This is a genomic window from Halorubrum distributum JCM 10118 (assembly GCF_000337335.1).
Lineage (GTDB): Archaea > Halobacteriota > Halobacteria > Halobacteriales > Haloferacaceae > Halorubrum > Halorubrum distributum.
Genome location: NZ_AOJN01000049.1, coordinates 112,605 through 135,597 on the forward strand (window position 1 = coordinate 112,605; position 22,993 = coordinate 135,597).

At 71.0% G+C, this 22,993-nt stretch carries 26 protein-coding genes and 1 tRNA gene; 16 read left to right on the forward strand and 11 right to left on the reverse strand.

The genetic code is table 11. The features are described from left to right. The first annotated feature begins 103 nt into the window (after positions 1-103). On the forward strand, positions 104-1,180 hold the full coding sequence (locus C466_RS09515) for a sensor histidine kinase (RefSeq protein WP_004598190.1): 1,077 nt from the start codon (positions 104-106) through the stop codon (positions 1,178-1,180). A gap of 11 nt (positions 1,181-1,191) precedes the next feature. On the opposite strand, the gene C466_RS09520 is transcribed toward C466_RS09515, so the two are convergent. Further along, a complete protein-coding gene (locus C466_RS09520) occupies positions 1,192-1,641 on the reverse strand; it encodes a TIGR00725 family protein (RefSeq protein ID WP_004598189.1) in 450 nt (149 codons plus the stop codon). A 137-nt stretch (positions 1,642-1,778) separates the two neighbouring features. On the opposite strand from C466_RS09520, the gene C466_RS09525 reads away from it, so the two are divergent. The 3 genes from C466_RS09525 (at position 1,779) to C466_RS16990 (ending at position 5,175) form a co-directional block, all read left to right on the forward strand. Beyond that, a complete protein-coding gene (locus C466_RS09525; RefSeq protein ID WP_004598188.1) occupies positions 1,779-2,435 on the forward strand; it encodes an HAD family hydrolase in 657 nt (218 codons plus the stop codon). 107 nt (positions 2,436-2,542) lie between these two features. Further along, positions 2,543-4,936: an ATP-dependent DNA helicase gene (locus tag C466_RS09530; RefSeq protein ID WP_004598187.1), complete on the forward strand. Its 2,394-nt coding sequence runs from the start codon at positions 2,543-2,545 to the stop codon at positions 4,934-4,936. 86 nt (positions 4,937-5,022) lie between these two features. Further along, positions 5,023-5,175, forward strand: coding sequence for a hypothetical protein (locus C466_RS16990; RefSeq protein ID WP_004598186.1), 153 nt, complete (start codon positions 5,023-5,025; stop codon positions 5,173-5,175). Positions 5,176-5,199: 24 nt separating this feature from the next. Here C466_RS16990 and C466_RS09535 read toward each other — a convergent pair whose 3' ends face one another. From C466_RS09535 to C466_RS09550, 4 genes are all read right to left on the reverse strand, one after another. Then, positions 5,200-6,375 (reverse strand): M24 family metallopeptidase, encoded by a 1,176-nt coding sequence (locus C466_RS09535; protein WP_004598185.1) that lies wholly within the window; start codon positions 6,373-6,375, stop codon positions 5,200-5,202. A 73-nt stretch (positions 6,376-6,448) separates the two neighbouring features. Next, entirely contained in the window at positions 6,449-7,060 is a 612-nt protein-coding gene (locus tag C466_RS09540) for a translation initiation factor IF-2 subunit beta (protein WP_004598184.1), read from the reverse strand. A 118-nt stretch (positions 7,061-7,178) separates the two neighbouring features. Then, positions 7,179-7,253: transfer RNA gene (locus C466_RS09545), tRNA-Met, on the reverse strand. Positions 7,254-7,411: 158 nt separating this feature from the next. After that, complete coding sequence (locus C466_RS09550; protein ID WP_004598183.1) at positions 7,412-7,651, reverse strand: hypothetical protein; 240 nt, start codon at positions 7,649-7,651, stop codon at positions 7,412-7,414. A 99-nt stretch (positions 7,652-7,750) separates the two neighbouring features. On the opposite strand from C466_RS09550, the gene C466_RS09555 reads away from it, so the two are divergent. Next, on the forward strand, positions 7,751-9,367 hold the full coding sequence (locus tag C466_RS09555) for a long-chain-fatty-acid--CoA ligase (protein ID WP_004598182.1): 1,617 nt from the start codon (positions 7,751-7,753) through the stop codon (positions 9,365-9,367). A gap of 6 nt (positions 9,368-9,373) precedes the next feature. Here the strand turns inward: C466_RS09555 and C466_RS09560 are convergent, their stop codons facing one another. Next, positions 9,374-9,733 carry a DUF5779 family protein gene (locus tag C466_RS09560; RefSeq protein WP_004598181.1) on the reverse strand — a complete coding sequence of 120 codons (360 nt, stop codon included), beginning with the start codon at positions 9,731-9,733 and terminating at the stop codon, positions 9,374-9,376. A gap of 106 nt (positions 9,734-9,839) precedes the next feature. Here C466_RS09560 and C466_RS09565 point away from each other — a divergent pair, with 106 nt between their 5' ends. Both C466_RS09565 and C466_RS09570 read left to right on the forward strand, forming a co-directional pair. Next, positions 9,840-10,520, forward strand: coding sequence for a DsbA family protein (locus C466_RS09565; RefSeq protein WP_004598180.1), 681 nt, complete (start codon positions 9,840-9,842; stop codon positions 10,518-10,520). A gap of 93 nt (positions 10,521-10,613) precedes the next feature. Then, a complete protein-coding gene (locus C466_RS09570; protein WP_004598179.1) occupies positions 10,614-11,954 on the forward strand; it encodes an MFS transporter in 1,341 nt (446 codons plus the stop codon). 70 nt (positions 11,955-12,024) lie between these two features. On the opposite strand, the gene C466_RS09575 is transcribed toward C466_RS09570, so the two are convergent. Further along, positions 12,025-13,080 carry a M42 family metallopeptidase gene (locus C466_RS09575; RefSeq protein WP_004598178.1) on the reverse strand — a complete coding sequence of 352 codons (1,056 nt, stop codon included), beginning with the start codon at positions 13,078-13,080 and terminating at the stop codon, positions 12,025-12,027. Positions 13,081-13,231: 151 nt separating this feature from the next. Between C466_RS09575 and C466_RS09580 the strand changes: the two genes are divergently transcribed. Next, complete coding sequence (locus tag C466_RS09580) at positions 13,232-14,005, forward strand: prephenate dehydrogenase (RefSeq protein ID WP_004598177.1); 774 nt, start codon at positions 13,232-13,234, stop codon at positions 14,003-14,005. Positions 14,006-14,057: 52 nt separating this feature from the next. After that, the gene (locus tag C466_RS09585) at positions 14,058-15,524 is read left to right on the forward strand and encodes a small ribosomal subunit Rsm22 family protein (RefSeq protein ID WP_004598176.1); all 1,467 of its coding nucleotides are present in this window, start codon (positions 14,058-14,060) and stop codon (positions 15,522-15,524) included. 30 nt (positions 15,525-15,554) lie between these two features. Here the strand turns inward: C466_RS09585 and C466_RS09590 are convergent, their stop codons facing one another. Next, positions 15,555-16,298 carry an SOS response-associated peptidase gene (locus tag C466_RS09590; RefSeq protein WP_004598175.1) on the reverse strand — a complete coding sequence of 248 codons (744 nt, stop codon included), beginning with the start codon at positions 16,296-16,298 and terminating at the stop codon, positions 15,555-15,557. Positions 16,299-16,323: 25 nt separating this feature from the next. Next, positions 16,324-17,031, reverse strand: a complete 708-nt coding sequence (locus C466_RS09595) for a glycerophosphodiester phosphodiesterase (protein WP_004598174.1) — start codon at positions 17,029-17,031, stop codon at positions 16,324-16,326. A gap of 145 nt (positions 17,032-17,176) precedes the next feature. Between C466_RS09595 and C466_RS09600 the strand changes: the two genes are divergently transcribed. Beyond that, the gene (locus tag C466_RS09600; RefSeq protein ID WP_004598173.1) at positions 17,177-17,947 is read left to right on the forward strand and encodes a ribonuclease H-like domain-containing protein; all 771 of its coding nucleotides are present in this window, start codon (positions 17,177-17,179) and stop codon (positions 17,945-17,947) included. A gap of 128 nt (positions 17,948-18,075) precedes the next feature. Here C466_RS09600 and C466_RS09605 read toward each other — a convergent pair whose 3' ends face one another. Together C466_RS09605 and C466_RS09610 are read right to left on the reverse strand one after the other, a co-directional pair. Next, positions 18,076-18,957 (reverse strand): WD40/YVTN/BNR-like repeat-containing protein, encoded by an 882-nt coding sequence (locus C466_RS09605; RefSeq protein ID WP_004598172.1) that lies wholly within the window; start codon positions 18,955-18,957, stop codon positions 18,076-18,078. 287 nt (positions 18,958-19,244) lie between these two features. Then, positions 19,245-20,552 (reverse strand): polymer-forming cytoskeletal protein, encoded by a 1,308-nt coding sequence (locus C466_RS09610; protein WP_004599771.1) that lies wholly within the window; start codon positions 20,550-20,552, stop codon positions 19,245-19,247. Positions 20,553-20,721: 169 nt separating this feature from the next. On the opposite strand from C466_RS09610, the gene C466_RS09615 reads away from it, so the two are divergent. From C466_RS09615 to C466_RS09640, 6 genes are all read left to right on the forward strand, one after another. Next, the gene (locus tag C466_RS09615) at positions 20,722-20,904 is read left to right on the forward strand and encodes a DUF5786 family protein (RefSeq protein ID WP_004598430.1); all 183 of its coding nucleotides are present in this window, start codon (positions 20,722-20,724) and stop codon (positions 20,902-20,904) included. Between the two features lie 123 nt (positions 20,905-21,027). Next, entirely contained in the window at positions 21,028-21,276 is a 249-nt protein-coding gene (locus tag C466_RS09620; protein WP_004598429.1) for a hypothetical protein, read from the forward strand. A gap of 111 nt (positions 21,277-21,387) precedes the next feature. Next, positions 21,388-21,585, forward strand: coding sequence for a DUF5800 family protein (locus C466_RS09625; protein WP_004598428.1), 198 nt, complete (start codon positions 21,388-21,390; stop codon positions 21,583-21,585). Between the two features lie 219 nt (positions 21,586-21,804). After that, positions 21,805-22,188 carry a hypothetical protein gene (locus C466_RS09630; RefSeq protein WP_004598427.1) on the forward strand — a complete coding sequence of 128 codons (384 nt, stop codon included), beginning with the start codon at positions 21,805-21,807 and terminating at the stop codon, positions 22,186-22,188. Between the two features lie 2 nt (positions 22,189-22,190). After that, entirely contained in the window at positions 22,191-22,403 is a 213-nt protein-coding gene (locus C466_RS09635; RefSeq protein WP_004598426.1) for a helix-turn-helix transcriptional regulator, read from the forward strand. A gap of 266 nt (positions 22,404-22,669) precedes the next feature. Continuing rightward, on the forward strand, positions 22,670-22,870 hold the full coding sequence (locus tag C466_RS09640; RefSeq protein ID WP_004598425.1) for a hypothetical protein: 201 nt from the start codon (positions 22,670-22,672) through the stop codon (positions 22,868-22,870). The last annotated feature ends 123 nt before the right edge of the window (positions 22,871-22,993 follow it).

Below are 22,993 nucleotides of genomic sequence, written 5' to 3' on the forward strand. Positions count from 1 at the left end.
AACCGGGACGGCGCGCGACGCCGCGAAACGGTTCTCCGACTGACGCGTTCCCCGCTAACGTTTATCACTCAAGCGGCCGGGCGTTCAGAGAGGGTCCTCCGCGATGTCCACTCTCAGGGGTTCGATCGCCGTCGTCCTCGTCGCGAGTACCCGCGACCGAGCGGCGGAGCTCAAGGCGTCGCTGGAGCGCGCCGCCGACCGCCTCGCCGTCGAACCGGTCGCGACGGTCGACGCGGCCCTGGAGATTCTCCGGGACTCGCCAGTCGACTGCTTGGTCGCGGTCGGTCGACCCGCGGAACCGACCGGCCTCCCCGCCGTCGAGGCGGTCCGCGACCGACACCCGGTGCTCCCGATCGTGTTCTGCCCCGACGAGGCGCTCGACGCGTCTGGCGTGGCCGAGGCGTTCGACGCGGGCGCCACGGACGTCGCGAGGGTGTCGACCGATTCGGACCGAGCGCCCGTTCTCGTCTACCGGATATCGAACGCCGTCGCGTCCGCCCGCGCGGTGGCGGAGGCCGAGCGACAGCGCGACCGCCTCGAAGGCTTCGTTCACGGCGTCTCGCACGACCTGCGAAACCCGCTCAACGTCGCTCAGGGGCGGCTCGACATGGCGCAAAGCGAAGGGGATCTCGGACACGTCGACACCGCGGCGTCGGCGGTCGACCGGACGCTCGAACTGATCGCGGACCTGTTGACGCTCGCGAAGCAGGGCGAGCAGCCGGGGGAGCTCGAACCGGTCGAGCTGTCCGCCGTCGCGGAGGGGTGCTGGGCGAACGTCGCGACCGGCGACGCGACGCTCGTCGTCGACGCCGATCGGCGGATCCTCGCGGAGCGCGGGCGCCTGAAGCGGCTGTTGGAGAACCTGTTCCGGAACAGCGTGGAACACGGCAGCGACGACGTGACCGTCGTCGTCGGGGACATCTCGCCGATGTACACGACGACCCGCGCCGGCGCCGTCCTCCCGTCGGGGTTCTTCGTCGAAGACGACGGCCCGGGGATCCCCGAGGCCGAGCGCGACCGCGTGTTCGAGGTCGGGTACACGACGGATCGGGACGGGACCGGGTTCGGCCTCAACATCGTCTCGGAGGTCGCCAGCGCTCACGGCTGGGAGGTCGCCGTCTCCGAGGGCTCGCGCGGCGGCGCGAGGTTCGAGATAACCGGCGTCGAGTACGACGACTGACTCCGGCGGGATTATTCCGTCCGTCCGGCGCGTTCGACGTACTCCACCGCCGCCGCGGGCGAGTCGACGGCCTCGACGCCGGCGACGTCGTGGGTGTCGAGTCCGGCCACCGGGCGGCCCTGCGCGAGCGCGAGCCCGACCTCGGAGAGCGTGCCGCTCGCCCCGTCGACGGCGACGGCGGCGTCGCCGTTCATCACGACGATCGCGTTGCGCGCGTGACCCATCCCGGTCGCGATCGGAACCGTGACGTGCGGGTTCGCGTCCCCGCGGTCGTCCGTCGGCAGGATCCCAATCGTCGTGCCGTCGGCCGCCCGGGCCCCGCGACACACCGCCTCCATGACGCCGCCGAGGCCGCCGCAGACGACGACGTGGCCGCGCTCCGCGAGCCGCTCGCCGAGCGCCTCCGCGACCGCCGCCGTCTCCCCGTCGATCGAACTGCCGCCGATGACGCTGACGCGCATGGCTCGCTCCACGGTACCCGGACGGGAAAACCGACCGGTGGAACCCCTCGATCGACCGCAGAAAGTCGCCTCGCGTCGATTCTCGCCGCTGAGACCGTCACTGAAACGCTTATCCCTGCCGGCCGTGAATGGAAGCTATGACGTACGATACCGTCGTGTTCGACAACGACGGTGTCCTCGTGGGCCGCACGCGCTTCGACGTGCTCCGGGATGCGACCCGGAACGCGTTCGAAGAGTGCGGCGTCGAGGAGCCCGATCCGGACGACGTAGAGCAGATGACCATCGGTGCGACCCCCGGTAGCGTCGGCACCGTCTGTCAGACGTACGACCTCGATCCGGGGTCGTTCTGGCGGACGCGCGACGACGTGGTGTCGCGGGCCCAACAGCAGGAGGCCCGCGAGGGGCGCAAGACACCGTACGACGACCTCGACGAGCTCCAGGACCTCGACGTCCAGATGGGGATCGTCTCGTCGAACCAGCAGGCGACCGTCGACTTCCTCGTCGACCACTTCGACGGATTCGACCGCATGGGCGCCGCGTACGGCCGCGAGCCCACGATCCACTCGCTCCAGCTGCGCAAGCCGAACCCCCACTACATCGAGCAGGCCCTCGGCGACCTCGACGCGGGCAACGCGCTGTTCGTCGGCGACAACGAGTCCGACGTGCGCGCGGCCGAGAACGCCGGCATCGACTCGGCGTTCATCCGCCGCCCCCACCGCCGCGACTGGGAGCTGAACGTCTGGCCGACCTGGGAGATAGACCGGCTCTCCGACCTCCACGACATCGTGGAGTGAGGCCGCCCCGCCCGCACCTCTATCGCCTCTCGACAGCGACGCGTCGAGGACGCGCTCGGCACGCCGCCGATGAAGCGTTTAAACCGGATGGGGCGTAACTCGCGCTCGTGACCGACTCGCCCCCGTGGGCCGACCTCTTCGGCCATCCCGAACCCTACCCCGAGCAGGCCGACGGCATCGACGCCGCCGTCGACGCCGCCGCGGACGGCGGCTTCCTCGCGCTGGAGGGCGCCTGCGGGACGGGGAAGACGATGCTCGCGCTCACCGCCGGGCTCGACCGCGTCCGCGACCCGGAGTCCGACTTCGAGCGCGTCTTCGTCCTCACCAGCGTCAAACAGCAGCTGCGCCAGTTCGAGACGGACCTGCGGACGATCAACGACGACCTCCCGGAGGAGTACGACCCCGTCTCCGGGCTCACGCTCGTCGGCAAGGCGGACGTCTGCCCGTACGCGCGGGAGAACCGCGGCGGGATCGACCGCGAGAACGTGTACGAGCGCTGCGAGGGGCTCCGCGAGCGAACCCGCAACCTCGTCGGCGACGGCGGCGCGACGACGACCTCGAACCTCGTGAGCGAGGCGCGCAGCCAGCAGGTCGGGCTCATGGACTCCGGCTCCGCCGCGGGCGGGGCGCCCGGGGCGGGCGACGCGTCCGACGAGGACGGCGCGCCGGCCGCCGACTACCTCTCCGTCGACGGCGAGCCAACCCCGTACCGCCCCGACACCGAAGCGTACGACGACGTCGAGTTCTGCCCCTTCTACGCCGGCTTCCTCGACGACCTGCCCGACGACGGCGACCCCGCGGAGGCGGTCCCGTTCGACGTGACCGAACTCGGCCACGTCGACGCCGACGAGCTCGTCCGGCTCGCGGCGGGTCACGGTTCCTGTCCCCACTCGATCATGGGCGCGCTCGTGCCGGAGGTCGAGGTCGTCATCGGCAACTACTACCACGCGTTCGACCCCGTGACCACCGGGACGTTCACCGGCGCGCTGTTGGACGACTCCACGTTCGTCGTCTGCGACGAGGCGCACATGCTCGAACCGCGCGTCCGCGACCTCGTGAGCGACGCCGTCGCGGACGCGAGCCTGCGTGACGCGGAGAACGAACTCACTCGCGTCGTCCAGCCGCTCTCGTTCGAGTCGGCGGGCGCGGAGTCCGACGACGCCGCCTTGGTCCGCGGCGAGCTGGAGGACGCGGACGTGAGCGTCGAGGAGATCGAGGCCGTCCGGGAGTTCTACGCCGACCTGCGCGGCGAGCTGGACCGGCGCGTGACTGCCCACCTCGACCGAGAGCGCCCCGACTGGCGGGCGTCGCTCCGCGACCTCGACGACGAGGAAATCCCGCTCCGCGACCCCGAGGAGCCGGGCGAAGACGAGATCACGGCGTGGGCCGACGACGAGGGGTACGGCGAGCGCGTCTGGGCGCGCGCTGAGCAGGTCGGCGCGGTCGTCAAGCGCGTCCTCGACACGCTGGAGGACGAGGACAAGCAGCGCGCCGCCCCCGGCGTCGGCCGGACCCTCAACGCCTGGTACCGGGAGGGCCACACCGACTTCTTCCGGGCGATCGAGCTCGAACGCACGTTCGACGAGACGGAGCCGCCGGACTCGTGGCGGCGGGCGTACAACGCGCGCCTCGCGCTCCACAACTGCCTGCCCAGCGAGCCGATCGGCGACCGCCTCGCGGAGTTCGGCGGCGGCGTGCTCATGAGCGCGACGCTGGAGCCGATGGACCTGTTCCGGGAGGTGACCGGCCTCGACCACCTCGCGGAGCGCGGCCGCCCGGTCGTCGAGCGGACCTACGGCCTCTCTTTCCCCGAAGTGAACCGGGCGAGCCTCGCGGTCGACGCGCCGAAGTTCACTCACCAGAACCGCGGCGCCCCGGGCGAGGAGAACCCGACGCGGCTCGCGCACCTCGACGCGACGGCCGCGGTCGCGCGCCGCGAGGGGAACGTCCTCGTCGGCACGCCGAGCTACGCAGAGGCGTCGTGGATGGCGGAGTCGCTCTCGGAGCGGCTCGACAAGCCGGTCCTGCTCGACGAGTCCTCCGGCGACCGCGAGACGGAGTCGCTGAAGGACGACTTCTTCGCGGGCGACGGGAAGGTGCTGGTGACGAGCCTCCGCGGCACGCTCACCGAGGGCGTCGACTACCGCGGCGACCGCCTCTCGGCGGCCGTCGTCTGCGGCGTCCCGATCATCAACACGGCGCGACCGCAGACGCGGGCGGTGATCACCGCCTACGACCGCCGGTTCGAGTCGGGGTTCGAGACGGCGCTCACCGTCCCCGCCGTTCGCAAGGCCCGGCAGGCCGTCGGCCGCGTCATCCGCGGCCCGGACGAGCGGGGCGTCCGCGTCCTGCTCGACGCTCGCTACGCGCGCGACTCGTGGAACGGCGTCCGAGAGTACCTCCCGGAACACGAGCGCGAGGAGTACCAGCCGGTGAGCCCGGACATGCTGGAGGTCGCGCTCGATCGGTTCGCGTCGCGGTCTCCGGCGGCGGGAGAGTGACTCGGAGGCGTCGGGCCGCCGAATAACGTCTCGTTGTCCGGTGGTAGGTCCTTCGTAACTATGCCGTCACGGAGGGTATCTCCGGTATGTCTCCCATCCACCGGACCGAACGATACCATCTCGTCTGCCGTGAATGCCCGCTTGAACGCCTGTACGACGTCGAGACCGACGCGGACGCGGTCCACCGCGACCACGTCGACGAGACCGGACACCGCGTCGCCGTCGAGCGGATCGCGTGAGGCTGGCGGTTCTGTGCCGCGCGATCAGACGACGTTCGAGTCGATGTCGCGCGGGAAGTTCGTGAGCCGCTCCGTCCCCGACTCGGTGATCGCCACCGTGTCGGAGTGGCGGTAGCCGAACTCGTCGGTGTAGATTCCGGGTTCGATCGTGTACACGTGGCCCGGTTCCATCACCGCGTCGTCGCCGTCGTAGCGCTCGCCCCAGCCGCGGTCGATGTACGGCGGCTCGTGGGCGCCGAGCCCGATGTTGTGGCCGACGTGGTGCTGCGCGAGGTCGGCCACGCCCTGCTCTTCGAAGTACTCCCAGACGACTTCGTCGACCTCGGCGACCGGGACGCCGGGGCCCAAGGCGTCGATGGCGAGCGTCTGCGCCTCAAGCATAAGCTCGAAGTAGTGTTCCTGCTCGTCGGAGTAGTCGCCGACGAACATCGTCCGCTCCAGCTCGGAGCGGTAGCCGTCGACGTTCGCGCTCGCGCCGGTGACCAGCACGTCGCCCTCGGAGAGCCGCTCGTTCGGGGTGTGGCCGTGCGGGAGCGCGGTCTCCTCGCCGGAGATGTAGCCGGCGTGGACCGGGCCGTCGCCGCGGACGCGGACGCTGTACGCGTCACCGAGCGCGTCGAGCATGGCGCGGGAGGCGTCGGTGGACGCACGCTGCGAGACGGTGGCGGGGTGCGCGCCCGGTTCGGAGTAGTCGGCGAGGTAGCGATGGCCGAGGTTCGCCCACTTCGCCGACTCGCGGATCAGCTCGACCTCCGCGTCGGACTTCGCCCAGCGCATCCGGCCGACCCACGACTGCGTCTCGACGTCGACGAACTCGGAGAAGGCGGGCCCTTCGTACCCCATCACGCCCGGCGGGCCGTCGGCGTCGGCGGCGATCGCGTCGGCGCCGAGCCCGTTCAGCATCTCGACGGCGACCGAGACGGGCTCGCCGCCGGGGTAGTCGAAGTAGTGATGGACGGCGTCGATCCGCGGATTGGGTTCGACGCGCTCGACCTCCAGTCTCGGAACCGTGATCTCGACGCGGTCGTCGGTGACCGCGAGGACGACCGGCCGCTCCGTCTGGATGTGATGGAAGCCGGTGAGGTACTCTATCGCTGTCGCGCCGACCCACGTGGCGGCGTCGGCGTCGGTGTCGGCGAGTCGGTCCCGCACGGCTGCGAGCCGGTCCGCGAAGGCCGACTCGGGGAGTCGCGTGGCCATGGCTCAGGATACGAGAACGCGCGGATAAACGGTCGGGTAGCGGAACGGCGGGGACGGGCTCTTCCGCCTCCGCTCAGTCCTCGCGGCGGGCGAACGCGAGGTTGCCGGAGACGTTCTTGATGTAGGCGGTCACGGTCTCGCCCTCCTGCGCGCCGGGGACGAAGATGGTGTACTCGCCGCGCTCGGCGACGCCGTCGCCCTTGCGGCCCGTGCCGACGATCTCGAGTTCGTAGGTGTTGCCCGACTCCACGGCGTCCTCCTGCCGCTGGGTGTTGGAGGTGTTCTGTTTCGCCACCGGCCGGAACGCCCCGCAGGCCTCACAGCGGAGCATCGGCGTCCGGTTCTCGGTCTCCAGTCGGGTGTCGGGGAGGCCGCACTCCGAGCAGGTGACGAACGACTCGATGTACGAGTCGATCGCGGCCTGGAAGTCGCGCTCGCGGAAGTTCCCGCTGTAACGCGCGCGGCCGTCCTCGTATTGGCCCGCGGTCCCCAGCTCCTGCTGGATCTTCGAGTGGACGTGTTCGGGGTCGCGGCTCAGGGCGTCGGCGATTCCGGAGAGGTTCGTCAGGCGGGTGAACGCGCCGTCCTTCTGCCATTCCGGGTCCGGAACCGACAGCCGCTCGTCGGAGCCGCCCAGATCCGGTACCTCATCCATCGCGCGGTCGAGGCTCGATTCGTAGTCCATACGCGTGGAAACGACAGCGCGACGGAAATCGCTTCCGGGTTCGGCGGCGGCTCCGAAAGGCGGAAACGACGTTCGGTGTGTAACGACCGGTCAGGAGTCAGTCGGCTTCGAAAGAAAATAGCGGGAGGTAGATTTGAACTACCGATCTCCGGGTTATGAGCCCGGCGGAATCTCCTGGCTATCCCATCCCGCTATCGTAGCACAATCGGGTGCGACTGTTAAGGGTTCTGATCCCGGCGCCGGTATGCGATTCGTCCACGCGTCAGCGGCGGTCGCGAACCATCGCGCAGGCGCCCGCATCGGAGCCGTAGATCGCACCGAGCGGCCGCTTCGCGGACCGGATTTCCGTCGTCACTCCTCGCCCGCGCCCCCGTCGTCGCTCGTCCGCGCCGCGACAGCCTTCATGCGGATCCGGAGCGCGAGGACCGCCACGACGGCGAATCCGACGGTCACCGCGACGTCGGTCGGGTCACCGGAAAGCGCCCGCTGCGCGGTGAGCCCCGCCATCAGCGCGAACATGAACGACAGCAGTCCTGCGATCGGAATCACGTACCCCTCGCCGAACGCCGACCCCTCGGACTCGTCGCTCATTTCTCACTCCTCTGCCGCCGACCGTGAAAAGGCTCCCGCGACCGTCCGTCCCTTGCGTCGGCCGCAAACAATTTCACACATCATCGATAGTGACAGACGATGCACAAGCCGCTGTTGACGACGGACTTTCTGGACCGGGCGCGGCGCCACTACGCCGACGAGGAGGCGGTCCTCGCGGTCGACGGGACGCGATACACGTACGCGGAGCTCGGCGAGCGCGCCGACCGCTTCTCCGCCGCGCTTCAGGCGCGCGGGATCGAGAAGGGCGACCGGGTGGCGGTGTTGGACCCGAACACGCACTACCACCTGGAGGCCGCCTACGGCGCGATGCAGGTCGGCGCGGTTCACACGCCGCTGAACTACCGGCTCACGCCCGACGACTTCTCGTACATGCTCTCGGACGCCGGCGTCGACGCCATCTACGCCGACGCCGAGTACGCCGCGAACGTCGAGGCGATCCGCGACGAGGTGCCCACGGAGACGTTCCTCACGAACGACGCGGACGCGGTCGAGGGCGACTGGGAGTCGTTCGACGCCGCGCTTGACGACGCGGACCCCGACGCCTACGAGCGCCCGGAGATGGACGAGGACGAGGTGATAACGATCAACTACACCTCCGGGACCACCGGCGACCCGAAGGGGGTCTGCCGAACCCACCGCGCCGAGACGCTCCACGCGTACCTCATCTCGATCCACCAGGAGATCACCGACGACGACGTGTACCTCTGGACGCTGCCGATGTTCCACGTCAACGGCTGGGGACACATCTACGCGATCACCGGGGCGGGCGCCCGGCACGTCTGTACCCGCGGGGTCGACGTCGCGGAGACGTTCGACCGGATCCGCGGCGAGGACGTCTCGTACTTCTGTGCGGCGCCGACCGTCCTCAACATGCTCGGCGACCACCACGCCGAGCACGGGGGCGCGACGACGGGCGACAACGACGTGCGGGTCGCCACGGCGGGCGCGGCGCCGCCGGAGGCGACGATCCGCACCGTCGAGGAGGAGTTCGGCTGGGATCTCAAACACGTGTACGGCGCGACCGAGACGGGCCCGCTTATCACCACTTCAGACGCGAAGCGCCACTTCGACGAGGGCGCCGACGACCGCTTCGCGGTCAAGAAGACGCAGGGGATCGGCTATCTCGGCACGGACGTGCGCGTCGTCGACGAGAACGGCGAGGACGTGGCCGCCGACGGCGAAACGATCGGTGAGATCGTCGTGCGGGGCAACCAAGTGATGGACCGCTACTGGAACAAGCCCGAGGCCACCGAGGAGGCGTTCTCCGAGCGACTGGAGGGGTACTACCACATGGGCGACCTTGCGGTCGTCGACGAGGACGGGTTCGTCTCGATCCAGGACCGCAAGAAGGACATCATCATCTCCGGCGGGGAGAACATCTCCTCGATCGAGCTGGAGGACACCCTCTTCGAACACGACGTCGTCTCCGACGTCGCCGTCATCCCCGCGCCAGACGAGCGCTGGGGGGAGACGCCGAAGGCGTTCGTCGTCCCGGAGAGCGGCGACCCCGACGACGCGGGCGCGACGCCCGAGCAACTCAAGGCGTTCGTCCGCGAGCGCGTCGCCGACTACAAGACGCCCGGCGAGGTGGAGTTCGTCGCGGAGCTTCCCACCACCGCCACCGGGAAGATCCAGAAGTACGAGCTGCGCGAGCGCGAGTGGGACGAGGAAGACCGGATGGTCGGCGAGGGGTAAAACGTCTCAGGCCTCTTCGCTACCGCTCTCCTCGGATCGGTTCGAACCGACGGTCTCCTCGTCGTCGTCCGAATCGCTCAGCCGGTCGGTGTCGATGCTCACGCCGGGCGGGGTGACGACGAGGAAGCCGCGGAAGTGCATCAGCTCGCCGTCCATGTCTTTCACGTCGCGCGCGAACGGGGCGGCGAGCTCGTTGAGGTCGCCCTCGATCGACAGCACCAGCGTGTTCCCGTAGTCGACGCTGCGGACCCACTCCTCCGGGTCGGTCGTGCCGTCCAAAACGCCGAGGACGACGTCGCCGGCCGGCGCGAACGCCTCGTCCATCTTCTCCTCGGCGTCCCGCAGGTCGAGGTCCCAGTCGCTCATACGTGGGGGTCGACAGGCGGCGGCAAAAGCGTTCGGGAGCCGGGCTGCCATCCGGAGGCCGCCCGGTCGCGGAGTCGTTAAGTACGCGCCGACCCCAGCGGCGGACATGGAACGCACGCGACGGTCCCTGCTCGCGAGTGCGGCGTCGGTGGGCGTCGTCGGCGCGGCGGGGTGTCTCGGCGGTGGCGGCGGGACCAGCCTCGACCTCAGCGGCGTCGAACTCGACACGGGCGAGTACGACTGCGACCTGACGGAGCCGTCGGACCCGAACCTCGACTACCGGCCGACCCTCGGCGACCCCGACGCCGACGTGGTCGTTCAGGCGTTCGAGGACTTCACCTGCGGACACTGCGCGAGCTACAAGCTCGACCACTTCCCCACGATCCGCGAGGAGTACATCGAACCCGGCGAGATCCGGTACGAGCACTGGGACTGGCCGATCCCGGTCGACGAGACGTGGGCGGTCCCCGTCGCGAGCGCGGCCCGCGGGGTCGGCGCGCGCAACGGCGACGAGGCGTTCTTCGAGTTCGCCTCGGCGGCCTACGAGTCGCAGGGGAGCTACAGCGGGGAGACGCTCGGCGCCGCCGCGGAGGCCGCCGGCGCGGACCCCTGCGCGGTGCTGTCCGACGCGCGGTTCGCGGCGTTCGGAGAGGCGTCGGCGGACGACAAGTCCGAGGGGACGTCGATGGGCGTCGAGGGGACGCCGACCATATTCGTGAACGGGAGCCCGGTCGAGGACGGATACGGCGCGCAGTCGATCGCGGCGGCGATCGACGCCGAGCTCTGAGACCGGCGGCGTCTCGTCGCGGCTGAGGGAAAGTCGGGAAGGCGCTTCCTCGGAGCGTCGATCTTTTGCCCGTTCGCCCCGTTTTATAAGTAGATGAGCGACGCCGACCCGGACGCCGATCCCGCCGTCGAAGCCGACGGGTCCGGCCGCGTCGACGCCTCGGTCGACGGCGACCAGGCTGCCGCGGTCGACGGCGACGCCGGCGAACGCCGCCGCCTCGGCGCGGTCGTCCTCGCCGTGCTGATCTCGCAGGTCCTCCTCTATCCGGGGGTCCCGGACCTCGTCGTCGCGCTCGGCGCCCCCGCCGGCATCGACGCCGGCATGTGGTTCCTCGTCGCCGAGTTCGGCGCGTTCGTGACGTTCGCGGTCGTCTGGGGCGCGCTCTCGGACGTGCTCGGGACGCGGGTCCCGCTGATCGTCGCCGGCGCGCTCGGCGGCGCGGCCTCGTACGTCGCGCTCGCGTCGCTGCCGGGGCTCGGACCCGGCTTCGAGGCCGCGCTCCTCGTCAGGGCGGTCGGCGGCGCGCTCACCATCGGCGCGTTCTCGCTCTCGATCACGCTCCTGATGGATCTGCGCGGCGGAAACGGGCGCAACATGGGGACCGCGGGGCTCGCGATCGGGCTCGGGGCAGCGGTCGGCTCGGTCGTCGGCGGGGCGCTCGCCGACCTCGGCGCGCTGTACCCGGTGTACGCCGGCGCCGTGGTGCTGGCCGCGGCGGGGCTGCTCGCGGCGACGGTCGACGACCGGGCGGGGACCGGCTCCGCGGAACCGGGAGTCGACTCCGAGGCGGTCGAGAGCGGCGACGTCGGCTTCGGCGCGGTGATCGCCCGCGCCCGGACGACGCCCGGCCTCCTCGTTCCCCTGGCGTTCGGGTTCGTCGACCGCCTCACCGCGGGCTTCTTCGCCTTGGTCGGCGTCTACTACTTCCAGGACCCGTCGACGTTCGGGCTGTCGGCGGCCGGCGCGGGCGCGACGCTCGCGCTCTTCTTCGTCCCGTTCGCGCTGCTCCAGTCGCCGTTCGGGGCCCTCTCGGACCGGATCGGTCGCTTCCTCCCCGTCGTCGCCGGCTCGCTCGCGTACGGCGTCGTCACCATCGGCGTCGGCGTCGCGCCGGCGTACCCGATCGCCGCGGGGCTGATGGTGCTCGTCGGCGTCTGCGGCGCGCTGATGGCGCCGGCGACGATGGCGCTCGTCACCGACCTCGTCGAGCCGGAGGTCCGCGGCGCCGCGATGGGACTGTTCAACGTGTTCGGATCGCTCGGCTTCCTCACCGGCTTCCTCATCGGCGGGAGCGCCACCGACGCGTTCGGCTACACGCCTGCCTTCCTCGCGGTCGGTGGGCTGGAGCTGGCCATCGCGATCGCGCTGCTGCCCGCGGTCCGCTCCATCTCGCCCGGCGCGGGCGTGATCGGGCGGCTCGGCGCCGAGGGGTGAGGTCGCTTCGACGGGACCGAGAAAGGGGTCGACGCGCCGTCGCCGTCACGTGCCGCCTCGCGGGCCGGGATCAGCTCGGCGCGTACCCCTCGCCGTCCTCGGTGTCGAGGAAGGCGGTGAGGAGGTCGACCGCGGCCTCGACGTCGCGCGCGTCGGCCGTCTCGACGGCGGAGTGGTGGTACCGGACGGGGACGGAGAGGGCGCCGACCGGTCGTGCGCCTCCGGCGTGCTGGAGCGCGCCGGCGTCGGTCCCGATGTTCCGAGCCACCTCGCGCTGGAAGGCGATTCCGCGCTCCTCCGCGAGGGACTCGAGCCGTTCGACGACCCCGGGCGTCGGGACGACGCTCGCGTCCTTCCGCTTCACGCCCACGCCGTCGCCGAGCTTCGATATCGCGTCCGCGGGGTCGACGCCGGGGTACGACTGCTCGAGCGTCCCGTCGATCGCGACGGCCAGGTCCGGGTCGACGTCTACACCCAGGGCGGCCGCGCCCCGCAGGCCGACCTCCTCCTGAACGGTCGCGGCGTAGTGAACCGTCACGTCGGGATCCGCGCGCCGCGCGGCCTCCAGCAGCACGTACACGCCCGCGCGGTCGTCGAGCGAGGAGCCGGCGACGCACCGCCCGATCTCTCGGAGGTCGCCGTCGAACGTGACGACGTCGCCGACGCGGAACGTCTCGGCGGCCGCCGCGGGGTCGAGCCCGGTGAACACGTGCGCGTCGTCGAGCGTCCACTCGTCCGGCGCCGCCTCGGCGGCCGTGTGCGCTGCCGTGACGCCGACCACCGCGCCGTACTCCCCGTCCTCGGCGTGGACGGTGACCGGGTGGCCGCGGAGCGCGTCCGGGTTCCAGCCGCCGAGCGGCTCTACGGAGAGGAAGCCGTCGTCGTCGACGTCGCTCACGACGAGCCCGATCTCGTCCATGTGCGCGGCGACGAGCACCTCGTAGCCGGGAGTCGCGTCGCCCTCGGCGGTCGCGACGACGTTGCCCATCGCGTCCGTCCGCACGGCGTCGACGGGGGGAAGTTCGTCTCGCACGACGTCCCGGACGCCGTCCTCGCGACCGACCGGCCCGGGGGCGTCCGCCAGTCGCGCGAGCAGGTCGAAGTTGAGCGTGGGGTTCGCGGTCACGTCCCGACCCTTGCGGGTCGCGCGTGAAAGTCCGGGGGTCGCGGCAGAACGGGGGCTCCCGCGATCCGCTCGGCGGGACGCAGCGCCGAGCGCCCGCTCCGCCCCGAGGCGAGGCCTTTTAACCGGCGCGTCACCTCCGTTCCCGTAACCGATGGACCTCCTCGTCGTCGGCGCCGGTGAGATCGGACGCTGGGTCGCCGACACCGTTTCGGCCGACGCCGCGCCCGTCGACGCGAGCGTCGCGTTCGCCGACCGCGACCCGTCCGTGGCGGCCGACGCCGCGGCGGGTCGCGACGCCCGGACGGTCGACGCAGACGGGGACTCAGTCCACGACGCCGTCTGCCTCGCGGTGCCGATGTCGGCGGTGCCCGCGGCGGTCGAGGCGTACGCGCCCCGCGCGGAGCGGGCGATCGTCGACGTCTCGGGCGAGATGACCGACGCGCTCGCCGCGATGCGCGAGCACACCCCGGCCCTCGAACGCGCGAGCTACCACCCGCTGTTCGCCCCGCCGCGCGTCCCGGGGAACGTCGCGGTCGTCGTCGACGAGGGCGGTCCCGCGATCGAGGGGCTCACCGCGTCGATCGAGGCCGGCGGCAACGACGTGTTCGAGACCACGGCGGACGAGCACGACGATGCGATGGAGACCGTTCAGGCTGGAGCGCACGCCGCGGTGCTCGCCTGGCGGCTCGCCGCGGACCCGGTCCGCGAGGAGTTCCACACCCCCGTGTCGGCCGCGCTCGACGAGGTCGCCGACACCGTCACGGAGGGGTCGCCCGCGGTGTACGCCGAGATCCAGCGCGCCTTCGACGGCGCCGCGGACGTGGCCGACGCCGCGGCGGCGATCGCGGACGCGGACGACGAGGCGTTCGCCGCCCTCTACGAGCGCGCCCGCGGCGACCGCGAGGGGCGGGACCGGCTGGAGTGAGACGACGCGAGGCAGACGGGACACACCAACACGCGAGACAGACGAGAACCCAATGATCGACAGAACCGCGGTCCGGAACAACGCGAACTACCTGCGCAACGTCAGACCGATCGACCCCGAGGAGATCGCCGAGTACATCGAGGGGACCCCGCACCCGGCGGTCGTCCGCGAGACGCTCCGCGAAGAGGCGTTCGACCTCCGGCTCCGCGAGCGCGAGGACGGCGCCTTCGTCCCCGTCGAGGAGTCGCCCGTCGATCCGCCGGGCTGGGCGCCCGAGGCGCTCCCGGAGGCGTACGCCTTCGCGGTCGAGGACCTGCTGGTCCGCGAGTACGGCGCGAACTGGCACCGCGGCGAGTCCGGCGACGAGCTCCGCGAGCGGGTCCGCCGACTGAAGACCGACTACCTCTACGAGAACGAGGTCGAGTACGACCACGTCGCGGCGCTCGGCTACGCGATCTACCACCTGCCGGCGTACTACGCGACGGTCGGCTACGTCCTCGACGACCTCACCGAGAACGGCCTGATCGACCGGACGCTCCGCGTCCTCGACGTGGGCGCCGGCGTCGGCGGACCCGCGCTCGGGCTCCACGATTACCTCCCCGACGACGCGGTCGTCGACTACCACGCCGTCGAGCCGAGCGCCGCGACCGACGTGCTGGACCGACTGCTTGAGGAGACCGGCCGTAACTTCCGGACGACCGTCCACGAGGCGACCGCCGAGGCGTTCCTCGGGCTCGACGAGGGCGAGGAGGCCGACCCCGCGACGGACGACCCGTTCGACCTCGTGCTCTTCGGGAACGTCCTCTCCGAGCTCGCCGACCCGGTCGCGGTCGCGGACGCGGCGCTCGACGCGCTCGCGCCCGACGGGAGCCTCGTCGCCTTCGCCCCGGCCGACCGGAACACCGCGATCGGGCTCCGGCGGGTCGAACGCGCGCTCGTCGCGGGCGATGGGGACGGCGCCGGCCCGGGCCGCGACGCCGAGATCTACTCACCGGCGCTCCGGCTCTGGCCCGACGCGATTCCGAGCGACCCGGGCTGGTCGTTCGACGTCGCCGCGGACCTCGCGGTCCCGCCGTTCCAGCGCCGGCTCGACGAGGCGACCGCGCGCGGCGAGACGGACGAGCCGGGCGAGTTCGTCAACGTCGACGTCCAGTTCGCCTACTCGATCCTCCGCCGCGACGGGAAGCGCCGCGTCGACGTCGAGGCGAGCGCGGAGCGGTGCGCGCGCATGGCCGAGTCCGAGCGCCACGTCACCGACCGGGTGAACCTGCTCGCGGTGAAGCTCAGCCACGACCTGAGCGAGGGCGACAACGCGCTCTACCGCGTCGGCGACGGCTCGCAGGCGACCGACCACTACCTCGTCTGTACCCGCGAGACGGCGCTGAACCGCGACCTCCGGGAGGCCGGCTACGGGTCGGTCGTCTTCGTCGAGAACGGGCTCGTCCTCTGGAACGAGGACGAGGGCGCGTACAACGTCGTCGTCGACGACGAGACGGTCGTCGACCTGGTCGCGCCCTGACGGGGCCGGTTACGGCGTCGGACCGCCCAGTCAGTCCCCGGCGACGGGTTCGATCAGGTCCGGCGCGTCGACGCTCGGCGAGTTCACCCGGGTCGACACCGGGTGCGCGGCGAGCTCGTTGCTCGGGTAGGGGTCGAGCAACGCGGCCGCCTCGTCCGGACCGCCCCGGAGCCACGCCTCCTCCTCGCCGGCCTCGGGGTCTAAGATCACCGCCATCCGGTGGTGGAGGTCCGCGACGAGGTCGTTCGGCTCGGTGGTCACCACCGCGAACGTCTCGATCACGTCCGGGTCGTCGGCTCCGGCGGGGCCGTCCCCGTTCCCGCCGCCAAACGCGCCGAGTCCGGTCTGGGTCGTCTCCGGCGTCGGCGGCTCCCACCGCTCGTAGATGCCGGCCATCGCGAACGGCCGGTCGTCCTCGAAGGCGACGCGGTAGGGCGTCTTATCGGAGCCGCCGCGGCCCCCGTCGGGGCCCCCGACCCACTCGTAGAAACCGTCGGCGGGGACGAGACAGCGCCGGCGCTCGAACGCGTCGGCGAAGCTCCGCTTCTCGCGGACCGTCTCCGCACGGGCGTTGATGAGATCGAACGACTCGTCGGCCCACGAGGGGGTCAGGCCCCACTCCATCCGGGTCGCTTCGCCGGGGTCCCGGTCCGGGATCACCGGCAGCGACTGTCCCGGGGCACAGTTGTAGCTCGGTTCGCGGTCGCCGAAGTCCGCGTCGAACCGGGCCTCGAGGTCGGCGGTCGGCGTGAAGAGGGTGTAGCGGCCGCACATACCGCAGGGTTGTGACGGGAGGTACTTAGTCCCGCGACGATCGCTCCGGGAGCAGGTCCCGCCGGTCGGCGATGACCCCGTCGACCCCGGCCGCGAGGAGCCGCCCCGCGTCGTCCCGATCGGCCGCGGTCCACGCGTTCACCGCGAGCCCGGCCTCGTGCGCCGTCGCCACGAACCCCGGCTCGGTCGCGAGGTCGATCGGCGGATGAACCGCGACGCAGCCGAGGTCGGTCGCCGTCTCGACCGCGGCCTCCGGCGTTCCGTCCGCGACGAGCAGCGCGCGGTCCGTCCCGGGATCGCGATCCCGCAGCGCCGCCAGCGCCTCGGGGTGAAACGACGAGAAGAGCACGTCGTTTCTCGCCCGTCGGGCGTCGTCGAGCGCGTCGCTCGCGACGCCCGGGTGCTTAACCTCGACGTTGACGAGGAGGTCGTCGGGCGCGGCGTCGAACAGTTCTTCGAGCCGCGGGATCGGTTCGCCGGAGTCGAGGACCGTCAGCTCGCGGAGGTCGCTCCAGTCAGTGTCCGCGACGCGCCCGGACGCGCCTGTCAGCCGGTCCAGCTCCGCGTCGTGGAACACGACGAGCTCGCCGCTCGCGCACCGGCGCACGTCCACCTCGACGGCGTCGACGCGCGGCGCCGCGCGCTCGACGGCCGCGACCGTGTTCTCCGGGTGCTGCCCGGCGCAGCCGCGGTGCCCGATCAGCGTGACGTCGTCGGGATCGGTCCGGGTCATCGCCGCGCTCGCGCCTCGCCCTCCCGTCGGTTCGCTCGCTCGCTCACGCACGGCCCTCGGGCCCGGACCGTGTTAGTTCTTCGTCGGTCGCGGCCGCGCGCCCGCTCCCGTCGGGTTTTTACTCGCGCGTCGCTCCGGGACGGACATGCGCATCGAGAACAGCTTCATCCCCGTCGAGGGGGTGGGCGAGACGACCGAACGGCGCCTCTGGGAGCGAGGGGTCACGAGGTGGGAGGAGTTCGACCCCGCGGTCGACGTCGCGGGGGTGGGGTCGACGACCGCCGACCGGATCGAGTCGTTCATCGCGGAGGCGCTCGCGCGGCTCGACGACGGGGATTCCGCCTACTTCGACCGGGTGTTCCCCTCGGGCGAACGCTGGCGGCTCTACGAGAACTTCCGCGAGGAGACCTGCTTCTTCGACATCGAGACGACCGGGCTCGACGAGCGGCGCGACCGCGTGACGACGGTTAGCTTTCATCAGGGCGGCGAGACGACGACGCTCGTCGCGGGCGAGGACCTCACCGCGCGGCGCCTCCGCGAGCAGTTCGCGGACGCGAGCCTGCTCGCGACGTTCAACGGCGCGCGCTTCGACGTCCCCTTCCTCGAGACCTCCTTCGACGTCGAGATCGACACGCCCCACCTCGACGTAATGTACCCCGCGAAGCGGATCGGCCTCTCGGGCGGGCTGAAGCCGATCGAAAAGCAGCTGGGAATCGACCGCGACCGGCCGGACATCTCCGGGCGCGACGCGGTCCGCCTCTGGCGCGAGTACGAGCGCGGCGACGAGGCGGCGCTGGAGACGCTCGTCTCGTACAACCGCGAGGACACCGTGAACCTCCGGACGCTCGCCGACGAGGTCTGTGCGCGGCTCGACGACGAGGTGTTCGTCGCCGCCCCGGACGGAGACGGCGACTGAGAGGGACCCGATAGGCCGCGGACGGCGGGTATGGACCGTCGCGATGGGAGCCGCAGGCGCGGTCGACGCAGGCGCGGTCGACGCCGGAGTGATCGGATTCGCCGGCGCGATCGGATTCGGCGGAGCGGTTACCGGCGCAGGATCATACCGCTGTCGCCGACGACGACGGCGTCGCCGTCGACGTCGACCGCGTTCAGGTTCTCGCCGGTGGGCGTGTCGAGGACGAACCGGTCGTCGGCCGTCAGCTCTTGGACCACGCCGCCGCTCCCGACGACGTAGCCGGCGTCGCCGTCCGTCTCGACGTCGACGAGGTCGGCGTCGCCGAGCGCATCGGGCGTCCAGTTCGCCCCGTCGTAGGTCAGTACCGTCCCGTTGCCGCCGGAGACGTCGACGTCGTCCGGCGCGTCGCTGTCGAGGCCGTAGAACGTCACGTTGGCGTCCTCGATGCCGATCGCGTTCCAGGTGACGCCGTCGTCGGTGGCGAACACGCGGCCGTTCGTGTCGATGGCGTGCCCGCTGCGGGGACCGTGGAAGTCGATCGCGGGGAGCGCGGAGCCGCTGCCCGGCGTGACGTAGTCCCACGTCCCCGCCGCGCCGTTCTCGAAGCTGTAGTATATCTTCCCGGAGTCGCCGGCGACGTAGACGTTCGCCTCGCCGGCGTCGCCCGTGACGGCGACCGAATTGTAGTTGTTCGTGTTGTCCATCGGCGCGGAGCGGTCCACGAGCGTGTCGGTCGCGGGAACGTACTCGCCGATGGCGCCGCTCGCGCCGACGAACCAGACGCGCTCGCCGTCGTCGGTGACGGACGCCCCGTAGAGGTTGTTTCCGTTCCCGGTCGGGCCGCCGTCGCGAAGCGTTCGCCAGCCCTCGGCCGTCCGCACGGTGAGGACGCCGCCGCCGCCGACCGCGAAGCGGCCGGCGTTCGCCGACACCACGTCGTGGAGCGTGCTGTCGGTCTCGGTCTCCTCGATGGTCCAGTCGCTCTCCGCGGCCGCGGCGACACCTGTCACGCCTCCCGATGCGACGATCGCACCCAGTCCCGCCAGCGTGGCGCGGCGGGTCGCCGTCAGTGATCGGCTCATGATGCACCCGGGCTTTTCGGTGCCTGTTGTAAGTGCCTTGTGTCAGTTTAGAAAGCGTCTGAAATTAACTCGGGTAAAACCGGGTTAAACGTCGACTTCGGTGCGTATACGTCTGCTATCGCAATCCGTCTACCGCGGCTAAATCGACGTGCGAGTCCCTAAAACTGGACGCTGTAGTTTTCAGGTGGTGGGCCGAATATGTCCGGGGCAACGGGTCAGGACTCGTCGTCGGATCCCGCCGCGTCCGTCGCCGCCCCTGCGTCGGCGGTCACCGGCGCGGTCTCCTCGCCGTCCGCGGCGGAATCGGCGCCGTCTGCCGCCCGGTCGTCCTCGCCCGCGGGCGCCGCGGGCTCGCTCTCCGTCGCGTCGTTGCCGGTATCCAACTCGTCGGTTCGTTCGCGGTCGTCGTCGCCGGCCTCGGTTTCGGCCGTGTCCGCGGCATCGTCCGCTTCCCCAGGGTCGACTTCGTCGGACCGCTCGATCTCGGTCTCCTCGGTCTCGGTCTCGGTCTCCGTCTCCTCGATCTCGGCCTCCTCGGTTCGGGCCGCACCGTCGTCGGAATCCTCAGTTTGGGCCGCTCCGTCCACCGAGTTCTCGGCTTCGGCTTCCTCTCTCCCGTCCGCCGCTTCCGAGTCCGTCTCGTCGGGGTCGCCGCCCTCGGCGTCCTCCGCTTCGCTCTCCGAGTCCGTCTCCTGGATCAGCTTCATCTCGCCGCGCGCTCGGAGGGTGCCCTGGATCTCCGCGCCGTCGTACACCACCAGGTCGCCCGCGGAGACGTCGCCGAGGACGCGCGCGCCGCGCTCGACGGTCACGGTCCCGCCGCGGGTCGTCACGTCGCCGTGGATGACCGTGTCGGCGCTGACGGTGACGTCTTCCCGGGCGCGCAGCGAGCCGAACACCTCGTTGCGCTCGCCCACGCGGATCGACGCCGCGCGGAGGTTGCCGTGGAGGCGGCAGTCGTCGCCGACGGTCGCCGGCGTCGATACGCGCCAGGCGTCATCGGAGATCTCGGCGCTCCGCGGGACCAGCAGGGGGTCGCGGACGTCGTCGCCGTCGGCGAGCGCCTCGGCCAGCTCGTCGGCGGCGTCGGTCTCGCCGACGCGCAGCAGCTGCGAGAGGACGATGAAGTAGAAGACGATCGTCGGGACGGGGTTCCGGATGACGATCCAGCCGTTGGCCTCGAACCCCTCCTCGATCGTCACGTCGTCGCCGATGTCGAGGTCGCCCGACACCATCAAGCGCCCGGTGACGGTGACCCGCTCGCCGAGGTACGCGTCCTCGCCGACCAACACGTTGCCGTCGACGGAACACCAGGTGTCGAGCCGGCAGTCTCCCTCGGCCTCGATGTCGTCGCCGACGCTGACGCGCTCGCCGATCGCGACGTTGCGCCCGCGGACGCCGAGCTCGACGGTCGACTGGCCGCCCACGAGCACGTCGCCGTCGACCACGACGTCGTGCTCCTCGACGGTCGTCCCCGAGGGGATCGAGAGCTCCTCTATCGGGCCGTCTCCTCGCAGCGACACACCGGGAGCAGTCGCCCCGCGGGTATAAACGGTGCGGGGCGTCGGACGGGCGTCGGACGCGGGCGCGCCGCGTCAGGTCCGCAGAACTCCCTCCCGGACCGGGACGTGAACCCCTACCGCGACGGATGACGGTCGCTGTGCTTTTCAGTGCGCCGCCGAAGTGTCGCTCATGGGATTCGGATCGTACGACGAGAGCGAACAGAAGGACCAGGACGTCGACACCGACGAGGACGACGCGGTGAACGTCCACGAGAACGACCACGACGGCGACGTCTCCATCGAGGGCGACGCCGACACCGACGACCTCGTCGGCCGCCTCTCGGAGATGCGGGACGACGAAGCCGAGGACTGAGTCGCCGCCCGCTGCCGAGACGCTCTGTAACCCGAAACGCGGACGGCGTGGACCGACCGTGGGTGTGCGTGTCGTTCACACACCCGATTTGGATTTATTTTTCACCACCTCCACTGGTACTGTATGGCACGGAAACGTAACCGAACCCCTCGGTTCGGCCGACGAGCGCGCTCCCGTCGTCGGGGGCGCGGGCGCTCTAGCGGTCGATCGGACGAGACCGACGACGCCGGAGGAGACGGCCGCGACGACGAGGCCTCCGCCGCGACGGTCGCGCTCGCGCGCCGGCTCTGCGCGGGCGGAAACGGACAGGCCTGCGAGATGCTCGAACGGCTCTGCGAGTCGGGCTACGACGCCGCCTGCGACGCGACCTGAGGCCGCCTGCGGTCGCGGTCCGCGCGCGACCGGCGCCGCTGGTTCGCACGCGCGACGGTCGTCTCCCGGCAGTGCGTGTTCCTTATCACCTCGAACGGAGTACTCGGAACCATGAGCACGGACCTGACGTTCACCGACCGCGGCGTCGACGTCGTCTACGAGGGCACGGAGTTCGAGCTGGAGAAGACGCTGATCGAGGAGGCGACCGGGAAGTCGTACCGCGACGTCACCGACCACGAGGTGCTGACAATCGTCGCCGAGGACCCGGATCTGGACGGCGAGCCGGTCCGGATCGGCGACGTGTTGTAACTCGCTGTTGACCGGTCGGCCGCTCGTCCGGAGGCCCCGGCCCGACGCTCTACTCTCCGAGGTCGCGCACGCCGCCCAGACCTCCTTCAACCCCCGCGAACGGCGGGTCACGCGCTGGGCGGGCGAGTAAGAAATATATAACGTTAGGTCGAAGTAACATTCAGAGGTGACCACCTTATGCGACCTCGGACGCGTTACCGCATCGGACGAGCCGTTCACATGCTCGTGACGGTACTGACCCTCAACCTCGGACTGGCACGCGAATCCCCCCCGCTCATCGCCAGCGGCGCGGTGCTGTTCGCCGCGTTCTTCCCGGTCAGTCGGACGCTCGCCGACCGTGTCGGTCACACCCCGGTGGACGAGCGCACCCGCGAGATCACGCGGACCGCCGCGAGCCGCGCCGCGATGCTGCTGTTCGGAGCCGCGCTCACCGTCTTCCTCCTCGGGTCCGCCATAGAGGCGGCGGGCGGGCTCACCGGCCTCGCGCGGACCGCCTACGCGCAGGCCCGCGTCGTAGTAGTGTGGGCGGCCGTCGCGATCTGCGTCTCCTCCGTCACCCACGGCACGCGGGCTTGGGCCAGACGCCGGGGCGTGGAGGCGTAAGCGTGGAGTTCGAGACGCGTATCCGCGAACTCCGCGAGGGAGCGGGGCTGACGCAGGCCGAGCTCGCCGACCGCGTCGACGTTACTCGCCAGACGATCCTCTACGTCGAGAAGGGGGAGTACAACCCGTCTCTGGAGTTGGCCTGGCGCATCGCGCGTGAGTTCGACGCGCACGTTGAGGACGTGTTCGATCTGCCCGACGAGCCGCAGTCGTAAGCGTCGCGAGGGTACCGCGGGCACTTTCGCTCCGCGGCGACAAGATCGCACCCGCTGGCGGGTATCGGGTAGTGCGTTCGCTCCCGCCGCGCTGTGCGTGCCGACGTTGACCTCCGGGATCCCCCACGCTTTCTCAGCCGTGCCGGGCACGCGGTCGTCGCCGCGCCGACCGCGGCGACCTGCTCGCGACGGGACCGGGCGTGGAGCATCGAGCCGTCGCGCGGTCCGACCGGACGACTTTTTCCGTCGCCCCCCGAAGCGGGGTTATGGAGATCGGATTCGACCTCGGCGCGAACGTCCCGTCCGGCGTGTTCGCGCTCCACGCCGTCATCGCCGTCGTGTTCGTAGGCCTCGCGGGCGTGAACGGGGCGAACGGCGAGACGATCGGGCTGGCGATCTACCTCGCGATGGCGGGCATGATCGCCATCGTCGGCGTCATGGCCGCGCGGATCGTGGCGCGGCGGTAGTTGGAAGCCGAATCGAATTTTCGACGCCGCCGACCGGCCGACGAGCCCGTTCCTGTCCGTCGAGTACGTCTCTATTCCCCTGCTCCGTTAGGGCCCGATCACGATCCAGACCAACCTTGGGCT